This window comes from Kribbella sp. NPDC104218, from assembly GCF_055584105.1.
Genome location: NZ_JBVJMQ010000001.1, coordinates 3250559 through 3268047, shown reverse-complemented (window position 1 = coordinate 3268047; position 17489 = coordinate 3250559). Strand labels below are relative to the sequence as shown.

15 protein-coding genes are annotated in these 17489 nt (G+C 69.0%); 5 read left to right on the top strand and 10 right to left on the bottom strand.

The features are described 5' to 3' along the window. Positions 1–108: 108 nt before the first annotated feature. The 4 genes from lanKC to ACZ6ZD_RS15340 form a co-directional block, all read right to left on the bottom strand. Positions 109–2703 (bottom strand): class III lanthionine synthetase LanKC, encoded by a 2595-nt coding sequence (lanKC, locus tag ACZ6ZD_RS15355; protein WP_465672292.1) that lies wholly within the window; start codon positions 2701–2703, stop codon positions 109–111. Between the two features lie 68 nt (positions 2704–2771). Continuing rightward, positions 2772–3665: an alpha/beta hydrolase gene (locus ACZ6ZD_RS15350; protein ID WP_465672290.1), complete on the bottom strand. Its 894-nt coding sequence runs from the start codon at positions 3663–3665 to the stop codon at positions 2772–2774. After that, positions 3662–4681 carry a hypothetical protein gene (locus tag ACZ6ZD_RS15345; RefSeq protein ID WP_465672288.1) on the bottom strand — a complete coding sequence of 340 codons (1020 nt, stop codon included), beginning with the start codon at positions 4679–4681 and terminating at the stop codon, positions 3662–3664. The genes ACZ6ZD_RS15350 and ACZ6ZD_RS15345 overlap by 4 nt, the downstream gene beginning before the upstream one ends. Positions 4682–4938: 257 nt before the next feature. Beyond that, positions 4939–6102, bottom strand: a complete 1164-nt coding sequence (locus tag ACZ6ZD_RS15340) for an acyl-CoA dehydrogenase family protein (protein WP_465672286.1) — start codon at positions 6100–6102, stop codon at positions 4939–4941. 134 nt (positions 6103–6236) lie between these two features. Here ACZ6ZD_RS15340 and ACZ6ZD_RS15335 point away from each other — a divergent pair, with 134 nt between their 5' ends. Continuing rightward, entirely contained in the window at positions 6237–7574 is a 1338-nt protein-coding gene (locus ACZ6ZD_RS15335; RefSeq protein WP_465672284.1) for a UDP-glucose dehydrogenase family protein, read from the top strand. On the opposite strand, the gene ACZ6ZD_RS15330 is transcribed toward ACZ6ZD_RS15335, so the two are convergent. From ACZ6ZD_RS15330 to ACZ6ZD_RS15320, 3 genes are all read right to left on the bottom strand, one after another. Further along, positions 7571–8788, bottom strand: a complete 1218-nt coding sequence (locus ACZ6ZD_RS15330) for an MFS transporter (RefSeq protein ID WP_465672282.1) — start codon at positions 8786–8788, stop codon at positions 7571–7573. The two genes, ACZ6ZD_RS15335 and ACZ6ZD_RS15330, sit on opposite strands and share 4 nt — an antisense overlap. A gap of 75 nt (positions 8789–8863) precedes the next feature. Beyond that, complete coding sequence (purE, locus tag ACZ6ZD_RS15325) at positions 8864–9349, bottom strand: 5-(carboxyamino)imidazole ribonucleotide mutase (RefSeq protein ID WP_465672700.1); 486 nt, start codon at positions 9347–9349, stop codon at positions 8864–8866. Positions 9350–9376: 27 nt separating this feature from the next. Next, complete coding sequence (locus tag ACZ6ZD_RS15320) at positions 9377–10549, bottom strand: 5-(carboxyamino)imidazole ribonucleotide synthase (RefSeq protein WP_465672280.1); 1173 nt, start codon at positions 10547–10549, stop codon at positions 9377–9379. Positions 10550–10691: 142 nt separating this feature from the next. Between ACZ6ZD_RS15320 and ACZ6ZD_RS15315 the strand changes: the two genes are divergently transcribed. Next, on the top strand, positions 10692–11240 hold the full coding sequence (locus tag ACZ6ZD_RS15315; RefSeq protein WP_465672278.1) for a GtrA family protein: 549 nt from the start codon (positions 10692–10694) through the stop codon (positions 11238–11240). Between the two features lie 27 nt (positions 11241–11267). Here ACZ6ZD_RS15315 and ACZ6ZD_RS15310 read toward each other — a convergent pair whose 3' ends face one another. Further along, on the bottom strand, positions 11268–11861 hold the full coding sequence (locus tag ACZ6ZD_RS15310; protein WP_465672276.1) for a PH domain-containing protein: 594 nt from the start codon (positions 11859–11861) through the stop codon (positions 11268–11270). Between the two features lie 109 nt (positions 11862–11970). On the opposite strand from ACZ6ZD_RS15310, the gene ACZ6ZD_RS15305 reads away from it, so the two are divergent. The 3 genes from ACZ6ZD_RS15305 to ACZ6ZD_RS15295 are packed head-to-tail and all read left to right on the top strand — an operon-like array spanning position 11971 to position 13988. Then, entirely contained in the window at positions 11971–13365 is a 1395-nt protein-coding gene (locus ACZ6ZD_RS15305) for an OFA family MFS transporter (protein ID WP_465672274.1), read from the top strand. Further along, positions 13362–13469 carry an MFS transporter small subunit gene (locus ACZ6ZD_RS15300; protein WP_420323406.1) on the top strand — a complete coding sequence of 36 codons (108 nt, stop codon included), beginning with the start codon at positions 13362–13364 and terminating at the stop codon, positions 13467–13469. Before ACZ6ZD_RS15305 ends, ACZ6ZD_RS15300 begins: the two co-directional genes overlap by 4 nt. 30 nt (positions 13470–13499) lie before the next feature. Continuing rightward, positions 13500–13988, top strand: coding sequence for a hypothetical protein (locus ACZ6ZD_RS15295; RefSeq protein WP_465672272.1), 489 nt, complete (start codon positions 13500–13502; stop codon positions 13986–13988). Here the strand turns inward: ACZ6ZD_RS15295 and ACZ6ZD_RS15290 are convergent. Beyond that, on the bottom strand, positions 13964–14779 hold the full coding sequence (locus tag ACZ6ZD_RS15290) for a biotin--[acetyl-CoA-carboxylase] ligase (protein WP_465672270.1): 816 nt from the start codon (positions 14777–14779) through the stop codon (positions 13964–13966). The genes ACZ6ZD_RS15295 and ACZ6ZD_RS15290 overlap by 25 nt on opposite strands. Continuing rightward, positions 14779–17406 (bottom strand): phosphoenolpyruvate carboxylase, encoded by a 2628-nt coding sequence (locus tag ACZ6ZD_RS15285; RefSeq protein WP_465672268.1) that lies wholly within the window; start codon positions 17404–17406, stop codon positions 14779–14781. The genes ACZ6ZD_RS15290 and ACZ6ZD_RS15285 overlap by 1 nt, the downstream gene beginning before the upstream one ends. Between the last annotated feature and the right edge of the window lie 83 nt (positions 17407–17489).

Below are 17489 nucleotides of genomic sequence, written 5' to 3'. Positions count from 1 at the left end.
CGCTCGGCGTCGGTAGCGACCTCGAGGCCCTGCAGTCCGAGAATGGTGTTCATGACAACTCCGTTTCGTTGGTGGTCATATCGGTACGTCCTGGTCGGAAAGTGAGGTTCAGCCGGCTCCCTTCGGATCGGTGGAATCCGCGGGCCGTCGGCCGGCGGAAGCAAGGTGCGGTACGTCGTCGACACCGGTGATCGCCGCGTTCAGGGCGAGCAGGATGCCCGCCGCACCGGTCGCGAGATCCGTCGACAAGCGCAGGAGCCGCCGTCCGGGGAAGACCAGCTGACCGCGATGGGACAGGGCATGACGGGAAAGTCCGCTGATCTGTTGATCGATGAGGGCCCTCGACGGACCGTCCGGGCTTGTTGCTCGGGCCGCGAGGTAATGGATCAGGCCGGCGGTTCCCTCGAACAGGCCGGGGGCGTAGCAGAACGGGCCTTGGGCGATCTGATCCGACGCTCGTACCAAAGAAGTGAGCGCCGGGTGCGGAGCGAGTCGCCGAAGTCGATCGGCGACGAGACCGAGGCCAATGGTGCCTTCGGCAAGGTAGGGCAGCGATCTGCCCGATCGATCCGGCAGGAGAAGCTGACCATCCGCCCGCTGGAGCCGATCCGCATCACGGAGCAGCGCCCGGAGAGCGAGCTTCAGCCAGTCGGAGTCCTGGTCCTGCTCGTGCAGACCGATGAAGAGCAAAGCAGCACCGGACCAGCCGCCCATCAGGCCGAGCGTCATCGGCTCAGCCAGCTTCGCTACGGCCGTACCGCTGCCGGTCAGCTTCGCCGCAAGCTGCTCGCCGATCAGCGCGGCCTCGCTGAAACGCCCGAACCACAACAGATTGAGAGCAGCGCCGCTCAGCCCGGTTTCCACGCCAATGTTCGTCAGCCGGGACTGCGCGGCCGTTGCGCGATCGAGTACCTCGGCCGCTTCATCGCGATACCCGTGCCGGTGGAAGAACCAGGCGAGACCGTGCAGACCGTCGTACAGGCCAGGTTCGAGATCCGCCGCGGCGCCGCGCTCGATAAGCCAGGCGACGTGCTGAGGGTCCAGGCCGTAGCCGCAGGCGGCCAGCGCGTGCAGCACGCCGGCTGCGCCATGTGCCAAGCCCAGACCACCGTGCCGGTCGAACTGCGCGACGTCGCCGGGATAGAGCCGATCAGTCCGCTCTGGGGTGGCCGTGGCGACGATGCCTGCGGCTATCGAGTCCAGAATCGGTTTCCAGTCCACGACGTCGTCCGACGCGATCGGCCAGGACGGGACGGCGGCGCCGGGGATCACCTGGCCACGCGGCCGCGGTAGGCCCCACGAACGCTCGAAGGCGTCCAGGGTCTCGACGAGGAAGCCAGGCGGGACAGGGAATCGGCTCCCGATCTCTTCCAGGAGATCGTCGACCTTGTTCGGGTCGAGATCCAGCAGGACCTGGAGCGGGACGAAGAGCCAGATCCGGAGGCAGGCCAGCGCGAAGAGGTCCGGTTCGATACCTTCCCGCGCTGCTGACGAGTAGAAGCCCGGTGCACCCAGGCTGACCGGCGTCCCGCCGTCCAAGCGGTACGCCGCCTCGAAGTCGATCAGGCCCAGCTCTCCGTCGGGGCGAACCATGATGTTGCTCGGATGCAGGTCGGCGAAGACGAACCCGCGCTCGTGCAGCTGCTCGACCATGCGCGTCAGCCGCTCGACGATGCCGAGGGCCCAGTCGGTGTGGGCGACGGTGGTCTGCCAGCTCGGGTCCGCCACCAGCCGGCCGAACCTGGAACCGAACTCGGCCTCGAGTGTGCGCCCGTCGAAGTACTCCTCGACCAGGAAGTGGTGGTCCCAGATCTGCACCACGTCCCGCAGCGAGGGGACGAACTTCAGGTCCTCGAGTTGATGCAGCGTTTCCGCCTCCCGGTGGAGCCGAACGACCGCATCGTTGCCGTCAGGATCGACACCCGCGTGCGGTCTCGCCTCGCGGAGGATCACCTGGTCGCCGGTCCGGATCTCAGCTGCCAGGTAGACGCCACCGCCGTTCGAGTAATGCAGGGCTTTGACGACCCGGAACGGGAACTCGGTCTCGTTCCCCTGCTCGGCGGTGATCCGCCGCCGCACAAAGGCCGGAACCGGCGCCCAGTCGGGATACTCGAAGACGGGTGCCCGCCGATCCGGAACGAGTACGCCATCAGGACGACGTACGGCGAGAACCTGCTCGCCGTCCTCGTCGGTGCAGTACAGCTCGGCGAATCCCCCGTACCGGATCGACAGCGGGCCGGCGTCCCAACGGAAGTCGGTCAGCACATAGGGCCCCTGGACGCCGCTCAGCCGGGTGTCCAGCTCATCGAGAACCGCACGGAGTTCTTCGTCGTCCCGGGGGTAGATCGTGACGAGTTTGCCGCTCGTCCGCCGATCGGCGTACTTGCCGTTCAACTCTCGATGCAGGTCCGGCCCGCGCAGGAACTTGTACGCCGTCCCTCGCTTCGTGCAGTAATCCGACACCTCGTCGACGACGCGTGCCGCGCTGTGGGCGACACTCGTGACGTGGATCTTCCACCCCTGGTCGGGCAGGGTCGCGTCCGTCCTCGACACGACGACCCACGGACCGGCCGACGTCCGCGACCACCCTTCGGGAACCGCCCTGTCCGCGGCCGCGAAACGAGTATCCGACCGACCCTCCCGAGCTGGGTCCTCGTAGAAGAGAGGGTCCACGGCGCTGAAGTGGACGTAGCGCAAATCCATGGCCGGATGCTGCCCGCGGTCACCATCCATTCGACAGTTCGATCCGCGCCCATTCTCGGGTCGCGGACCTACCGGAAGGACGCGACGATGAAGTCGAGCACTGTCTTCTGGAGCTTCCGTCCGTCCGGCGCCTCGCGGAACAGGTCCGTCCCGTGGTAGCCGCTCTGGTTGACGATCAGGCGCTTGTTCCGGTCAGCGGAAGCCTTGAACAGCTTGCGCACCTCACGCTCGACCGCGCCCAGCATGTCGCCCGGCGAGACCACCATCAACGTCGGCTCGGTGATTCGCGCCACCGGGCCCAGCCCGTCGATGACGCCGCACTTCGCCGGGGACGACATGATCAGCAGCCCGACGAGACCCGGATCGGTCGCCCCGATCCGGGCCGAGACCGTGCCGCCGCACGAGGCGCCTCCGGCGAAGATCCGTTGCGCACCTCGACGTCGTAACTCCTTCAGCGCCGCCGCGCCGTCACGGTCGATGTTGTCGTTGTCGGGCGACTTCTCCGAAGCTCCGTGGTTACGGAACTCCGGGATGATCACGTGGAATCCGCGCTGTGCCAACTGCTGACCGAGCTCGAGAAATGAGCAGATGCTGTATCCCTGCTCATGTGACAGCACGACCCCGTTCGTCCCCCGGCCGAGCACGAGCGCCGACAGCCGGACGCCGTCGACGTCCGTGATCGAGATGACGTTTCCGTGCAAAGACCTGGGAACACAGGAATTCACCAGGTAGCCGGCCTTCGTCTTCACCGTCCCCTGCGGCCAGGCCGGCCGGTACGACGCGGGCGGATTGGGCCGCACGGTCGGGGTGACCCGCGCGCTCGGAGTCCTCGACGGCGGTCCGGCCGAGACGTCGTTCGTGACCTGGGGTCTCGGCGGGCTGCCCGTCGGATCACCGTCGTCCGAACAGGCAGCCAGCAAGCCGATCGTCGCGATCAGGACCGCGATCTTCATGCGGTTCATTTGTGGTTCTCGTACTCCTGCTCGGTCAGCTCACGGAGCTCGTCGGCGGGGGTCGCGGTGGCGTGTGCGTCCCCGGCGCCGACCTCGCCGCCGCCGAAGACGAGGGCGTCCCAGTCGTTCTGCGTGGTCAATGTCGACATGCGGCCGTCGTGATTGATGTCGGCCGGCACCGCGTCGTTGAGCGCGCCGTCACAGTTCCAGTCGATCCCGAAGGCTGCGGACTCCGACGTCCGGGTGGAGTTGTCCGGGCACTTCCACTTGGTCCGCCACCCGGCCACCGTACTGCCGATTCCGGCCGGCTCCGCCAGGTTGAGCTCGTCCAGGGTCAACGGCGTGGACTCCGAATAGCCGAACGACGCCGGCCCAGCCACGCGCGGTACGCCGTCCAGCTGGAAGTGATAGTTCATCACACTCAGGTAGTTCGGCTTGTAGTTCGTGTGATCGCCGCCGCCGTGCCGAAGTCCGAGGTCGTGGCCGAGCTCATGGATGAACGTTCCCACCGCTCGATCGTCGGTGACCGTCCAGCAGCGGCCCAGCGTCACGATGAAGGTGTCGTTCGGAATCGCGAACGAGATCCCACTACTACAGGTGGACCCGTGATCGTCGGCCCAGAGCATGTAGTGGAAGACAGCCCGGCGCTCCGGAGCGAAGTTCGTCGCCTTGATCGCGTCGGTCTCCTCCTCAGCCGGCTCGAGGTTCTCGTCGTACGGCACCTGGTTGCCCCCGCCCAAGTCGTACGCCGCCCCTCGGGCGGGCCCGGCGTCCAGATGGATCCGAATCCCGGAGCTCCCATCAGGATTGCGGACCGGCGCAGTCGCAAAAGTCTCCACGATCCGATCCAGAGCCGCGGCACTCGTCAGCCGCCCCTCCATGTAATCCATCTCGACGAACAGATCCTTCTTGTCCGGCGTAGCCCCCATCGCCGGCAGATCCACATCCACAACGCCGTCACCATCAGCGTCGTACCCGTCCGTCTCCCAACTGTCCGGCAGCGAGTCCCCATCACTGTCAACCACCGCGACAACCCCCGCCGGCACACCCCCAGCCGCGTGAGCGTCAGCCCCCACAACCACCACCAGCAAACCCGTAACAACAAGCACAAGCAGGCGGAATCGCATCTCGTCCCTCTCCGATCTCACAACCGAGCTCGGCGAGGCTCCCCATCGCCGACCGGCGAAACCCTCCCCCGCAACACCCCCCGATCACCAGCCCGTTCCACTACCACTTCAAGCTCACCGCACAACGCCGTGATCGAGCTCGGAGGCGGGGTTGTTCAGGCGAGGCCTTTGAGGAGTTGGCGGGCCATGACGATGCGTTGGACCTGGTTGGTGCCTTCGTAGATTTGGGTGATTTTGGCGTCGCGCATCATGCGTTCGACGGGGTAGTCGTGGGTGTAGCCGTAGCCGCCGAGGAGTTGGACGGCGTCGGTGGTGACGGCCATGGCTACGTCGGAGGCGAAGCATTTGGCGGCGGCGCCGAAGTAGGTGAGGTTGGGGTCGTTGCGTTCGGAGCGGGCGGCGGCGGCGTAGGTGAGTTGGCGGGCGGCTTCGATCTTCATGCCCATGTCGGCGAGCATGAACTGGAGGCCCTGGAACTCGGCGATGGCCTTGCCGAACTGTTTGCGCTCCTGGACGTAGCCGAGGGCGTAGTCCAGGGCGCCCTGGGCGATGCCGAGGGCCTGGGCGGCGATCGTGACGCGGGTGTGGTCGAGGGTGGCCATCGCGGTGGCGAAGCCGGTGCCGGGGTCGCCGATCAGGCGGGACGCCGGGACCCGGACGTTGTCGAAGTACACCTCGCGGGTCGGGGAGCCCTTGATGCCGAGCTTCTTCTCCGGGGCGCCGAAGGAGACGCCCGGGTCGGACTTCTCGACGACGAAGGCGGAGATGCCGCGGGAGCGGGCGTCGGGGTCGGTGACCGCGAAGACGGTGTAGTACTCGCTCTCGCCGGCGTTGGTGATCCAGCGCTTGACGCCGTTCAGCACGTAGTGGTCGCCGTCCAGGACCGCGCGGGTCTTCATCGAGACGGCGTCCGAGCCGGCCTCGGGCTCGGACAGGCAGTAGGAGAACATCGCGTCACCGGCGGCCACCGGCGGCAGGTAGGCCTGCTTGACGTCGTCCGACCCGGACAGCAGCAGCGGCAGCGAGCCGAGCTTGTTCACCGCGGGGATCAGCGAGGACGACGCGCAGGCGCGGGCCACCTCCTCGATCACGATCACGGTGGCGAGCGCGTCCGCCCCGGCGCCGCCGTACTGCTCGGGGATGTGCGGAGCGTGGAAGTCCGAGGCCTTCAGCGCGTCGTACGACGCCTTCGGGAACTCGGCCAGCTCGTCGACATCGCCGGCGTTCGGCGCGACCTTGGCGTCGCAGACGTCGCGGACCGCGGCCCGGATGGCGTCGTGCTCCTCGGACAGCGCGTACAGGTCGAATGAGTTACTCACGAGTTCACAGTACGGCGTCCGCCCGGCCGCGGGGAGTTCCCGGACGCCGAAAGTGACGAAGTCCGCACGGTCCGGAACCCGGTTGGCCATGAGCCGGTCACCGGCCGATAACCGCGGTCGGTAGAGTCCCCGGCATGAGTGAAGCGACCTCCCGCCCGCTGCGGATCGCCGTCATCGGCACCAATTACCTCGGCGCGAACACCGCGGCCGGGATGGCCGAGTTCGGTTTCGACGTGATCGGGGTCGAGATCGACGAGCACCGGCTGAAGCTGCTGAACGACGGTAAGGCCCCGCTGTACGAACCGGGTCTGGACCCGCTGCTGAAGAAGCACGTGGACTCCGGCCGGCTGCGGTTCACCAAGGACTACCGCGAGATCGCCGACTGGGCCGACGTCCACTTCATCTGCGTCGGGACGCCGCAGGTCGACGGCAGCGACGCCGCCGACCTGACCCAGGTGAACTCGGTCGTCTCGATGCTCGCGCCGCTGCTCACCCGCCCGGTGCTGGTGGTCGGCCGCTCGACCGTCCCGGTCGGGACGTCGAAACACGTCGAGGCGCGCTTCCACGCCGAGTCCCCGGCCGGCGCCGGGATCGAGATCGCCTGGCAGCCGGAGTTCCTCCGCGAGGCGCACGGCGTCGACGACACGCTGCACCCGGATCGGCTGGTGTTCGGCGTCCAGTCGGCGGCGGCCGAGGCGCGGCTGCGCGAGGTGTTCGCGACGCCGATCGCCGAGGGGACGCCGGTCGTCGTCTGCAACCTCCCGACCGCGGAGCTGGTCAAGGGCGGCGCGAACGCCTTCCTGGCCACGAAGATCTCGTTCATCAACGCACTCGCCGAGATGGCCGACGCGACCGGCGCCGACGTCACCCAGCTGGCCGACGCGCTCGGCCACGACAAGCGGATCGGCCGCGGCATGCTGTACGCCGGTCCCGGGTACGGCGGCGGCTGCCTGCCGAAGGACCTGCGCGCGTTCATGCACCGCGCCGGTGAGCTCGGCGTCGAAGAGGTCATCACGCTGCTCCGCGAGGTCGACGACATCAACCAGCGCCGCCGCGCCGGGCTGGTCGACCTCACCCACGAGCTGCTCGGCGGCGTCTGGGTCGGCAAGAACGTCGCCGTCCTCGGCGCCGCGTTCAAGGCCGGGACGGACGACGTCCGCGACTCGCCCGCGCTCGACGTGGCCGGCCGGATCTCGCTGCACGGCGCGACCGTCACCGTCTACGACCCCGAGGCGATGGAGAACGCGCGCCGCGTCCGTCCGACCCTCCAGTACGCCGCCACCGCGGCCGAGGCGATCGCCGGCGCCCACGCCGTCCTCCACCTGACCGAATGGCCCGAGTTCCGCGAACTCGACCCGGCCACCCTCCGCGGCACCGTCGAGAACCCGGTCGTCATCGACGCCCGCCTGCTCCTCGACGCCGCCAAATGGCGCGCCGCCGGCTGGACCTACCGAGCCCCCGGCAAGCCCTAGACAGTCGCCTGGCGGAGGACGGGGCGGGTCAGGACGACCGCCCCGGCCAGGGCTGCTACGACGGAGATGCCCAGGCAGACTCCGGTGATGCCGACGGCGTCCAGGTCGGCGAGGGCGCCGAGGACCGGGTTCATGACGACCAGGGCGAGGTTCTGGCAGAGGACGACGACGGACTGCAGGCGGGACTGGTACTCGCGTTCGACGGAGTTCATCAGGAGCGGCAGGACGTGGCCGGTGAAGGTGCCGACGCCGATCCCGCTCAGGACGCCGGCGGCGAAGGCGAGCGGGAGCGGCTCGAAGACGGAGAGGCCGAAGAGGCCGGCCGCGGCGACGATCAGGCCGACGGCGGCGAAGATGCCGGGCCGGGGGAAGGCGCCGCGGAGCAGGATGCGCAGGGCGATGATGCCCACGCCGAGGCTGCGGCTGGCGACCAGGAGACCGGCGGTGGCGGCGTTCCAGCCGTGTGACCGGGCGAGCAGCGGGAAGAGCAGGGCGTCGAGCGGCATCAGCAGCCCGGCCGCCACGGTCATCGTGATCAGCAGCGCGCGAGTCAGCGGCCGGCCGAAGGCCATCTTCACGCCGTCGCCGATCGAGCGCAGGATGCCGGTGACCATCTGGCCGGGCGGCGCGACCGTCTTCCGCAGGACGATCAGGACGACGATCATGATCCCGAACGTGATCGCGTCGAAGCCCGCGGCCGCGGTGAGCCCGGCCCAGGTGACGAGGACGCCGCCGACCGCCGTACCGGTGACGGCGAAGACGACGCCGACCACCTGGAAGCTGGCGAGCGCCCGCGGGACCTGCTGCGGCGGGACGAGCAGCCGGGGCATCGAGCGGGACGACGGCAGGAAGAACGCGTCGATCACGCCGACGACCAGCGCCAGACAGACCAGCAGCCAGACCGGCTCACCGGCGGCCAGCGTGGCCGGGACGAGGGCCGCGGTGACGACGAACATCGCCGTACAGCTCGCGAGCAAGACCCGGGGCGCGCCGAACCGGTCGCCGATCGCTCCGCCGATCAGCAGCAACGCGGCCCGCGGCGCGGCGGCGAGCAGCAGGATCAGACCCGCGACGCTGCCGCCGTGCTTACTCGCGGACCAGCCGATCGCGAAAGTGATCGTCAGATCGCCGAGCAGGGACACGGCAGCGCCGAACAGCCAGATCCAGTACCGGACCGGGATGCGCTGCGTATCCGAATCAGCGGGCGGAGTCACGATCGACGACCTTAGACGACAAACGGGTGGGATCTGACGACTACCCCGGGGAGGCCGTGAAAAACCGGCCGGAGGTCACGATTTACGGAGCTCTGTCGCGCCGTCACGCACCGTGGCGCCCTTGGCCCGGGCCATCTCGGCCAGCGACTCCTGGAACGCGATCATCCGGTCCCGCAGTTTCTCGTCACTCGCGGCCAGGATCCGGACCGCGAGCAGGCCCGCGTTCTTCGCATTCCCGATCGACACCGTCGCGACCGGAACCCCGGCCGGCATCTGCACGATCGAGAGCAGCGAGTCCATCCCGTCCAGGTACTTCAACGGCACCGGGACGCCGATCACCGGCAGCGGCGTCACCGCCGCCAGCATCCCGGGCAGGTGCGCGGCCCCGCCGGCGCCGGCGATCAGCACCTTGAGACCCCGCTCGTGCGCTGACCGTCCGTAGTCGATCATCTCGGCCGGCATCCGGTGCGCCGAAATCACGTCTGCCTCAAAGGGCACGTCGAACTCGGCGCAGACCTCGGCCGCCGCCTTCATCGTCGGCCAGTCCGAGTCCGACCCCATCACGATGCCAATCACAGCTGGATTTCCTTACTCGTCGATCGTGCCGGTCAGGTACGCCGCCGCGTGCCGCGCGCGCTCGCGGGTCTGGTCGAGATCGTCGCCGTACGCCGTCACGTGGCCGACCTTGCGGCCCGGCTTGACCGACTTCCCGTAGAAGTGGACCTTCAGGCCCGGGTCGCGGGCCAGGCAGTGCAGCAGGCCGCGGTGCATATCCGCGACGTCGCCGCCGAGGACGTTCATCATCACGGTGTACGGCGCCCGCGCGGCCGGGGAGCCGAGCGGCAGATCGAGGACGGCGCGCAGGTGGTTCTCGAACTGCGAGGTGACCGCGCCGTCGATCGACCAGTGACCGGTGTTGTGCGGGCGCATCGCGAGCTCGTTGACGAGCAGCCGGCCGTCCCGGGCCTCGAACATCTCGACCGCGAGGACGCCGACCACCCCGAGCTCACCGGCGATCCGGAGCGCGGTCTGCTGGGCCTGCGCGGCGCGCTCCGGGTCGAGGCCGGGCGCGGGCGCGGTGACCTCGACGCAGATGCCGTTCTCCTGGACGGACTCGACGATCGGGTAGGCGACCGCCTGGCCGTGCGGCGAACGGGCCACGATCGCGGACAGCTCGCGGACGAAGTCCACCTTCTCCTCGGCCAGGATCGGGACGCCGCTGCCGAACGCGACCGCGATGTCGGCGTCCTCCGGTCCGTCGACGAACCAGACGCCCTTGCCGTCGTACCCGCCGCGGGTGGTCTTCAGGATGATCGGGAAACCGCCGACGCGTTTGGCGAAGTCCGCGACGTCGGCCGGGGACTCGACCACCTGGTGCGCCGGGGAGGGCGCGTCGAAGCTGTCCAGGCGGCGGCGCATGACGGCTTTGTCCTGGGCGTGGACGAGCGCGTCGGGGCCGGGGAAAACCTTTACGTTCGCGGCCTCGAGCGCGCGCAGCAGGTCGGTCGGGACGTGCTCGTGGTCGAACGTGATCACGTCGCACTCCGCGGCGAACCGCTGGACCGTCTCGGGGTCGCGGTAGTCGCCGACGGGCGCGTCGGCGACCGCCTGGGCTGCGGAAACCGCCGGGCCCTCGGCCAGGACGCGGAGCTGGACGCCGAGCGCGATCGCGGTCTCCTGCGTCATCCGGGCCAGCTGACCGCCGCCGACCATACCGACCACCGGCGTACCGACCGGCAACTCATCTCGGGAAAACTTCACGAACGGAGCCTAATTGCACTACTACACCCGGCGGACGGCGGCTACCGGGGCGCGCTGGCGATTTCGGGACGGGGCCGATCGGCGGGTACCGTGGTAGTTCCTCTGTTTGTTGCGGCGTGATCACAGAAAGTGCCGGAGACCGTTGAAGCTCTTCACCAAGTTGTACCGCCAGGTCGAGCACCTGGTGCACGAAGTGGCCAAATTCGGTCTGGTCGGTCTGCTCGGTCTGGTCGTCGACCTGCCGATCTACAACTGGCTCGTCTTCAACAACCCGCTGGTCCTGGCCGACTCCGGCGAAGGCATGCTGCACCACAAGCCGCTGACCGCCAAGCTGATCTCGACCACGGTCGCGACCCTGGCGACGTACTTCGGCAACCGCTACTGGACGTGGCGGCACCGCGAGCGCTCCGGCCTGCACCGTGAGTACGTCCTCTTCTTCGTCCTCAACGGCATCGGCCTGATCATCGCCTGGGGCTGCCTGGCCTTCTCCCGCTACGTCCTGGACCTGCACAGCTGGCTCTCCGACAACATAGCCGCCAACTTCGTCGGCCTGGGCCTAGGCACCCTCTTCCGCTTCTGGTCCTATCGCCGCTTCGTCTTCCGCGAAGAAATCCTCCTAGACGAAGCCGAACACCACAAACCCCCAGTAGCCGACCCCGACACCACCGGCGACCTCCCCGCCGTCCGCTAACTCCCTCTCCGCACCTGCCCGCTGGGGTCAGTTGGAGGTGAAGAGGGTTTCGCCGTCTTCGGGGTCGGTGGGTTTGCGGCGCATGTGGGTTGGGGGTTGTTCGTCGTCGAGGATGCCGTCGCCGGGGCGGCCTTCGGGGCCGCCGAAGAGGAGGTCGGACATCTGGAGGTGGACGTGTTCGACGTGGGGGACGTCGGGGAGGACGACCTGGCCGCGTTCGCCGGCTGACTCGATGTGCAGGGTGCCGCAGCCGAGGATGCGGTCCATCAGGTGGTGTTCGTAGGAGACGTCGTTGATGCGCATCAGGGGGATGTCGCGGCCGGTGCGGGTGAGGATGCCGTGCCGGGTGATGAGGCGGCGGTTGGTCAGCGTGTAGGTGGAGAAGAACCAGTTCAGGAACGGTTTGGCGGCGAACGTCAGGAGCAGGACGAGGCCGACCGCGAGGATCGCGATCCGGCCCGGGGTCTGCAGGTCGCCGGCGGGGATGATCGCCGCCAGGAAGCCACCGCCGCCGGCCACCAGGAGCAGCACGAAGACCGGGAAGATCAGCGCCTTCCAGTGGGTGCGGGTGCTGACGACGACGTACTCGTCCTCGCCCAACAGTTTCGCCGAGATCGCCATGACCCCAGTCTCACAGGCGCCGGGGCCGGTTGTCCCGTCCCGACACGATTGGGCAAAGCGACTAGTACAAGTCTATACAAATTGCATACGATCGGAGAAAGATGCGGACATGACCTTCTTGTCCGTTCTCGATCGGGAACACACCGTAGCGCCCGCGGGGTACAGCCGGTGGCTGATTCCGCCGGCCGCGCTCGCGGTGCACCTGTGTATCGGCCAGGCGTACGCGACCAGCGTCTACAAGACGTCGCTGGTGAAGCACTTCGACGCCAGTCTGACCTCCGTCGGCGTCGTGTTCAGTATCGCGATCGTGATGCTCGGCCTGTCCGCCGCGATCGGCGGCACCTGGGTCGAGCGCAGCGGCCCCCGGAAGGCGATGTTCGTCTCGGCCTGTTTCTGGGCCACGGGCTTCCTGGTCGGCGCCCTCGGCATCGGCACCGGCCAGCTCTGGCTGCTGTACCTGGGGTACGGCGTCATCGGCGGAATCGGTCTCGGGATCGGCTACATCTCCCCCGTCTCCACGCTGATCAAGTGGTTCCCGGACCGCCCGGGCCTGGCCACCGGCCTGGCGATCATGGGCTTCGGCGGCGGCGCGCTGGTCGCCAGCCCGCTGTCGCGCCAGCTGCTCGGGATGTACGACTCGGCGTACGACCCGAATGTCAGCAGCTCGGTCGCGAGCGGCGGCGCCCTGGTCGGGCTGTTCGTCACGCTCGGCCTCGGCTACTTCGTGATCATGATGTTCGGCGTCTTCAACATCCGCGTCCCCGCCGAGGGCTGGACGCCGGCCGGGTTCGACCCGTCGAAGGTCAAGCAGAAGGCGCTCGTCACCACCTCGAACGTCTCGGCCGCGAACGCGATCCGGACGCCGCAGTTCTGGTGCCTGTGGGTGGTCCTGCTCTGCAACGTCACCGCCGGGATCGGCATCCTCGAGCAGGCCAGCCCGATGATCCAGGACTTCTTCCGCGGCGGCGACGGCAAGTCGACGGTCGCGGTGGCGGCGGCCGCCGGGTTCGTCGGCGTCCTGTCGATCTTCAACATGGCCGGCCGGTTCGTCTGGTCGTCGACGTCCGACGTGATCGGGCGCAAGCCGATCTACGCCGTCTACCTGGGCGTCGGGATCGTCGCGTACTTCCTGCTCGCCACGGTCGGCCACAACAGCACCGCGATCTTCGTCCTGCTGGCGGCGGTCATCCTGTCTTTCTACGGCGGCGGTTTCGCGACCGTCCCGGCGTACCTGCGGGACCTGTTCGGCACCTACCAGGTCGGCGCGATCCACGGCCGACTGCTGACCGCGTGGTCGGTGGCCGGTGTCGTCGGCCCGCTGATCATCAACGGCTTCCTGGACCGCGAGGGCAAGCCGGGCACCCTGACCGCCGAGGCCTACCGGCCGGCGCTGTTCACGATGGTCGGCGTCCTCGCGCTCGGCTTCATCGCGAACCTGCTGATCCGCCCGGTCGCGGCGAAGTTCCATGAGAAGTCCGCATCGACCGTGGAGGCAGCGCAATGAACCAGACCCCACGCCTGGTGATCTCCTGGCTGCTCGTCGCCGTCCTCCTCGGCTACGGCATCATCCAAACCCTGATCACCGCAGCCAAACTGTTCACGAACTGACTGAACCCGTCCATCGAGAGACTTGGCGGCGTGACTGCCTACGAGAATCTCGGGAAGAGCGTCGGCCGCGTCGGCTGTCTGGGCCTGATCGGAATGGTCCTCTGCTTCGTGGCCGCGCTCCAGGGCGGACCGTCCATTGCCGGCGCGGTGGCGCCTCTGCTCGGCAACAGCGAGACGCTTGCCCGCCACCTCGGATTCTTCTGGGGCCTCCTGCCCGCGCCACTCGGAATCCTGCTGCTGGTGTTCGGCGACCGGATCCACCCGGTGGCCCGGCGGGTCCTCGGCGTCGGTCTGATCCTCTGGTGCCTCAGCGGCGTCCTGCTGCTGCCGCTGGGGCCGGCGGCGGAGTTCGATCCGGCCGCGCGCGCGACGATGAATCAGTTCGCGTTCAGCTGGTTCTGCGCGATCGGCGCCATCTTCCTGGCGATGCTGATCGCGCGAAAGCTGTCGATGAAAGGAGCCGTCATCACCTCGGCAGTGATGTTCGTGCTGGGCTACTCGGCGGCGCTGTTCGGCTGAGCCCTGAGGTGGGTGACGTCGCCGGCGGCGAGTGCGTGCTCGCCGCCGGGCGTGTCCACGATCAGGCGGCCGTCAGTGGCCAGATCGCGGGCGGTTCCTTCGAGGAAGGTGCCGTCCGGTAGTTCTACTCGGACCTGGCGGCCTAGCGTGGCCGAGAGCTCTCTGTACTCCGGGAGCAGCGAGCTGGGGTTGTCGAGCCAACTCCGGTAGCGGGTCTCCAGCTCGCGCAGGACTGCGGCCGCCACGGTGACGCGGTCGGTCGTGGCCGCCTTCTCCAGGACCAGCGAGGTCGCGGCGGGGTGCGGCTTCTCCGACTCGCGCAGGGTCACGTTGAGACCGATGCCCACCACAACGGCCGGTCCGTCGATCCGCTCGAGCAGGATGCCGGCCAGCTTGCGGTCCTCGACCAGTACGTCGTTCGGCCACTTCACCTGGGCCGGGATCTCCGCCACCCGTCGTACGGCGGCCGCAACCGCCAGCGGGACCAGAAGCCCCAGCCACGGCCACTGCTCCGGGCCGACGGCGGTCGGGCGCAGCAGCGCCGACATCAGCAGGGCGGAGCGCGGCGGCGTCGTCCAGGTACGGCCCAGCCGGCCACGACCTGCCGACTGGTACTCGGTGAGTACTACCAGGCCCTCAGCCGCACCTTCGGCCGCCGCGCGCGCCACATCGGCGTTCGTCGACGGCGTCTCGGTGAGTACGTCGATCTGCGTCCACAGGGAGCCGGGACGCACCAGCCGCCCACTCAGAAAGCGTGCGTCGAGTGGCGGCCGTTCCAGGTCGCCGAACATCAGCCGGTGTTCTGCAGGCCGGCAGCAACGCCCGAAACGGTCAGCAACAGCAACCGCCGGGTGCGCACGATCTGCTCCTCAGTGAGGGTGTCATCAGTACGCAGCGTACGCAGGGCCCGCAACTGCAGGTAACTGAGGGCATCGACGTACGGGTTGCGCAGCTCGACCGCACGGCCCAGGACGCGGCGCCCGGCGAGCAGACGCTCCTGGTCGAGGACCTTGAGCACCCACTCCGTGGTCAGCGCGTGCTCGTCGAGCATCAGCTGGGTCAGGTCGCTGCGGTCGCCCAGCTCCAGGTAGCGGCCGAGGATGCGCCGGTCCGTCTTCGCCAGCGACATCTCGGCGTTCTCCAGCATCACCTGGAAGAGCGGCCAGTTCTGGTTCGCATCACGCAGTACGGCGACGTCACCGACCGCTGCGAGCGCGGAGCCAAGCCCGTACCAACCAGGGGCGTTGACGCGCGCCTGCGACCAGGCGAAGACCCACGGGATCGCCCGCAGGTCCTCCAGCGAGGACACTGCGACCCCGCGGCGGGCCGGACGGGACCCCAGCGGCAGCTGACCGAGCTCCTCCAGCGGAGTCACCCGGCCGAACCACTCCGCGAAGCCCTCGGCCTTCACGAGCCGGTGGTACGCCGTCCGCGCCGCCTCGTCGAGCGTCTTCTCCATCACCGCGAAGCGCTCCGCCGCGATGGCCGCGCGCTCCTCAATCGCCGGAGTGGAGGCGAGCAGCGTCGCCGCGGTCACCTGCTCGATGTGCCGCTGCGCGATCGGTGCGTTGCCGTAGCGCGCCGGAATGGCCTCGCCCTGCTCGGTGAGCTTGAACCGACCAGCCACCGAGCCAGGGGCCTGCGCCAGCACTGCGCGGTTCGCCGGGCCGCCACCGCGGCCGAGCGCGCCGCCGCGGCCGTGGAACAGAGTCAGCCGAATCGCGTTTCGCTGCGCCCACGCGGTGATCCGCGCCTGCGCGTCGTACAGGGCCAGCGTCGCCGACACCGGGCCGACGTCCTTGGCAGAGTCCGAGTAACCGAGCATGACCTCGAAGCGCCGGTCGTTCGCCGTGAGGCGGTGCCGGACCCGGGTCAGCTGGATCGCGTTGTCCAGTACGTCGACCGAGTTCTGCAGGTCCTCGCCGGTTTCGAACAGCGGTACGACGTCCAGCTCGATCGGACGGCCGTCCAGCGCCGCATCGGCCAGCTCGTAGACCGCTGCGAGGTCGCCCGCGTTCCGCGTGAACGAGACGACGTACCGGCGGCAGGCCTCGGGACCGAAGCGCTGCTGGATCTGACCGATCACCCGCAGCGTGGCGAGCACCTCTTCAGTCTGCTCCGACAGCTCACCGCCGCCGAGCACCTCTTCCAGAGCCTTGGCGTGCACCGAGGAGTGCTGCCGAACCTCCAGCTCGGCCAGGTGGAAGCCGAACGAGTTCACCTGCCAGATGAGCTGCTGGAGGTCGCCGTACGCCTGCCGGGGCGCGCCTGCGGTGACCAGCGAGTCCTGCAGCACTTTCAGCTCGTGCAGGAAGTCAGCGGCCCGCGGGTAGCCGAAGTCGGCGTCCCGGGAGCGGGTCGCGGCCAGGCGGCGCGCTGCGAGCAGCAGCAGCTGCCGATGCGGCTCGGACGGCGACCTGGTCTCGATGTCCGCAATCAGCTCCGGATTCACCGCCCGGGCGTCCTCGAGGATGCGGCGGACCGGCGCGGACGGCGGCGTGGTCGCGGCGTCCAGCGTCAGGGTGTGCCCCAGGACGTCGGTCGCCCGCTCCAGCGCCCGGAGGACGTGGTCGGCCTGGATCTGCATCGCCTCGCGGGTGATGGCCGCGGTGACGTTCGGGTTGCCGTCGCGGTCGCCGCCGATCCAGGAACCGAGCCGGACGAACGGCGCCACCACCGGCTGGCGCAGACCGGCGCCGTCACCGGCCAGAGCGTCGTCCAGCCGGCGGTACACGTTGCCGACGACGTCGAACAGGGTCTCCTGGAAGACGGCCATCGCGGAGCGGACCTCGTCCAGCGGGGACGGCCGGTTCTCCCGGAGCTGCGCCGTCCGCCAGAGGATGTCGACCTGCTCGACCAGCCGGCGCTGGTTCTCGGAGAGCTCGCTGTCGCCGGCACGCGGGTCGTGCCGCTCCTCCAGCAGGGCGGAGATGCGCCGGATCGTCGCCAGGACGGCGCGACGGCGGGCCTCGGTCGGGTGCGCGGTCAGGACCGGGCGGAACTCCAGCCCGTTCAGCAGCGCGCGGGCCTGCTGCTCGCCGCTGTCGCGGGCGATCTGCTCGACGGCCTGCGCCAGCTCCGAGGTGACGGGGGCGTTGCCGACCCGGTCGCGCTCGCGGAGCACCCGGGCCCGGTGCAGCTCCTCGCTGAGGTTCGTCAGGTGGAAGTAGCAGGCGAACGCACGGGCGACGTCCTCGGCCCGCTCCCCCGGCCACGACGCGACCAGCTGCTCGGCGCCCTCGCCGTCCCCGGCGATGGTCAGCTCACGCAGTTTCTCGACGTCGTCGAGCAGCGGCTGACCGGCGTACTCGACCAGCACTTTCCCGAGGATCTCGCCGAGCAGTCGGACGTCGGCGCGCAACTCCTCGGGCACCTCGAACCGCGCGCGGGTACGGGTCTCACTACCGGTCTCGGTCACGTTCGCCCACCCTAGCGGGCCGACCCCACCGACACCCCTCGAAGTCCGCCAAGTGGATGCTGATCGTGACCGTTCTTCACGCT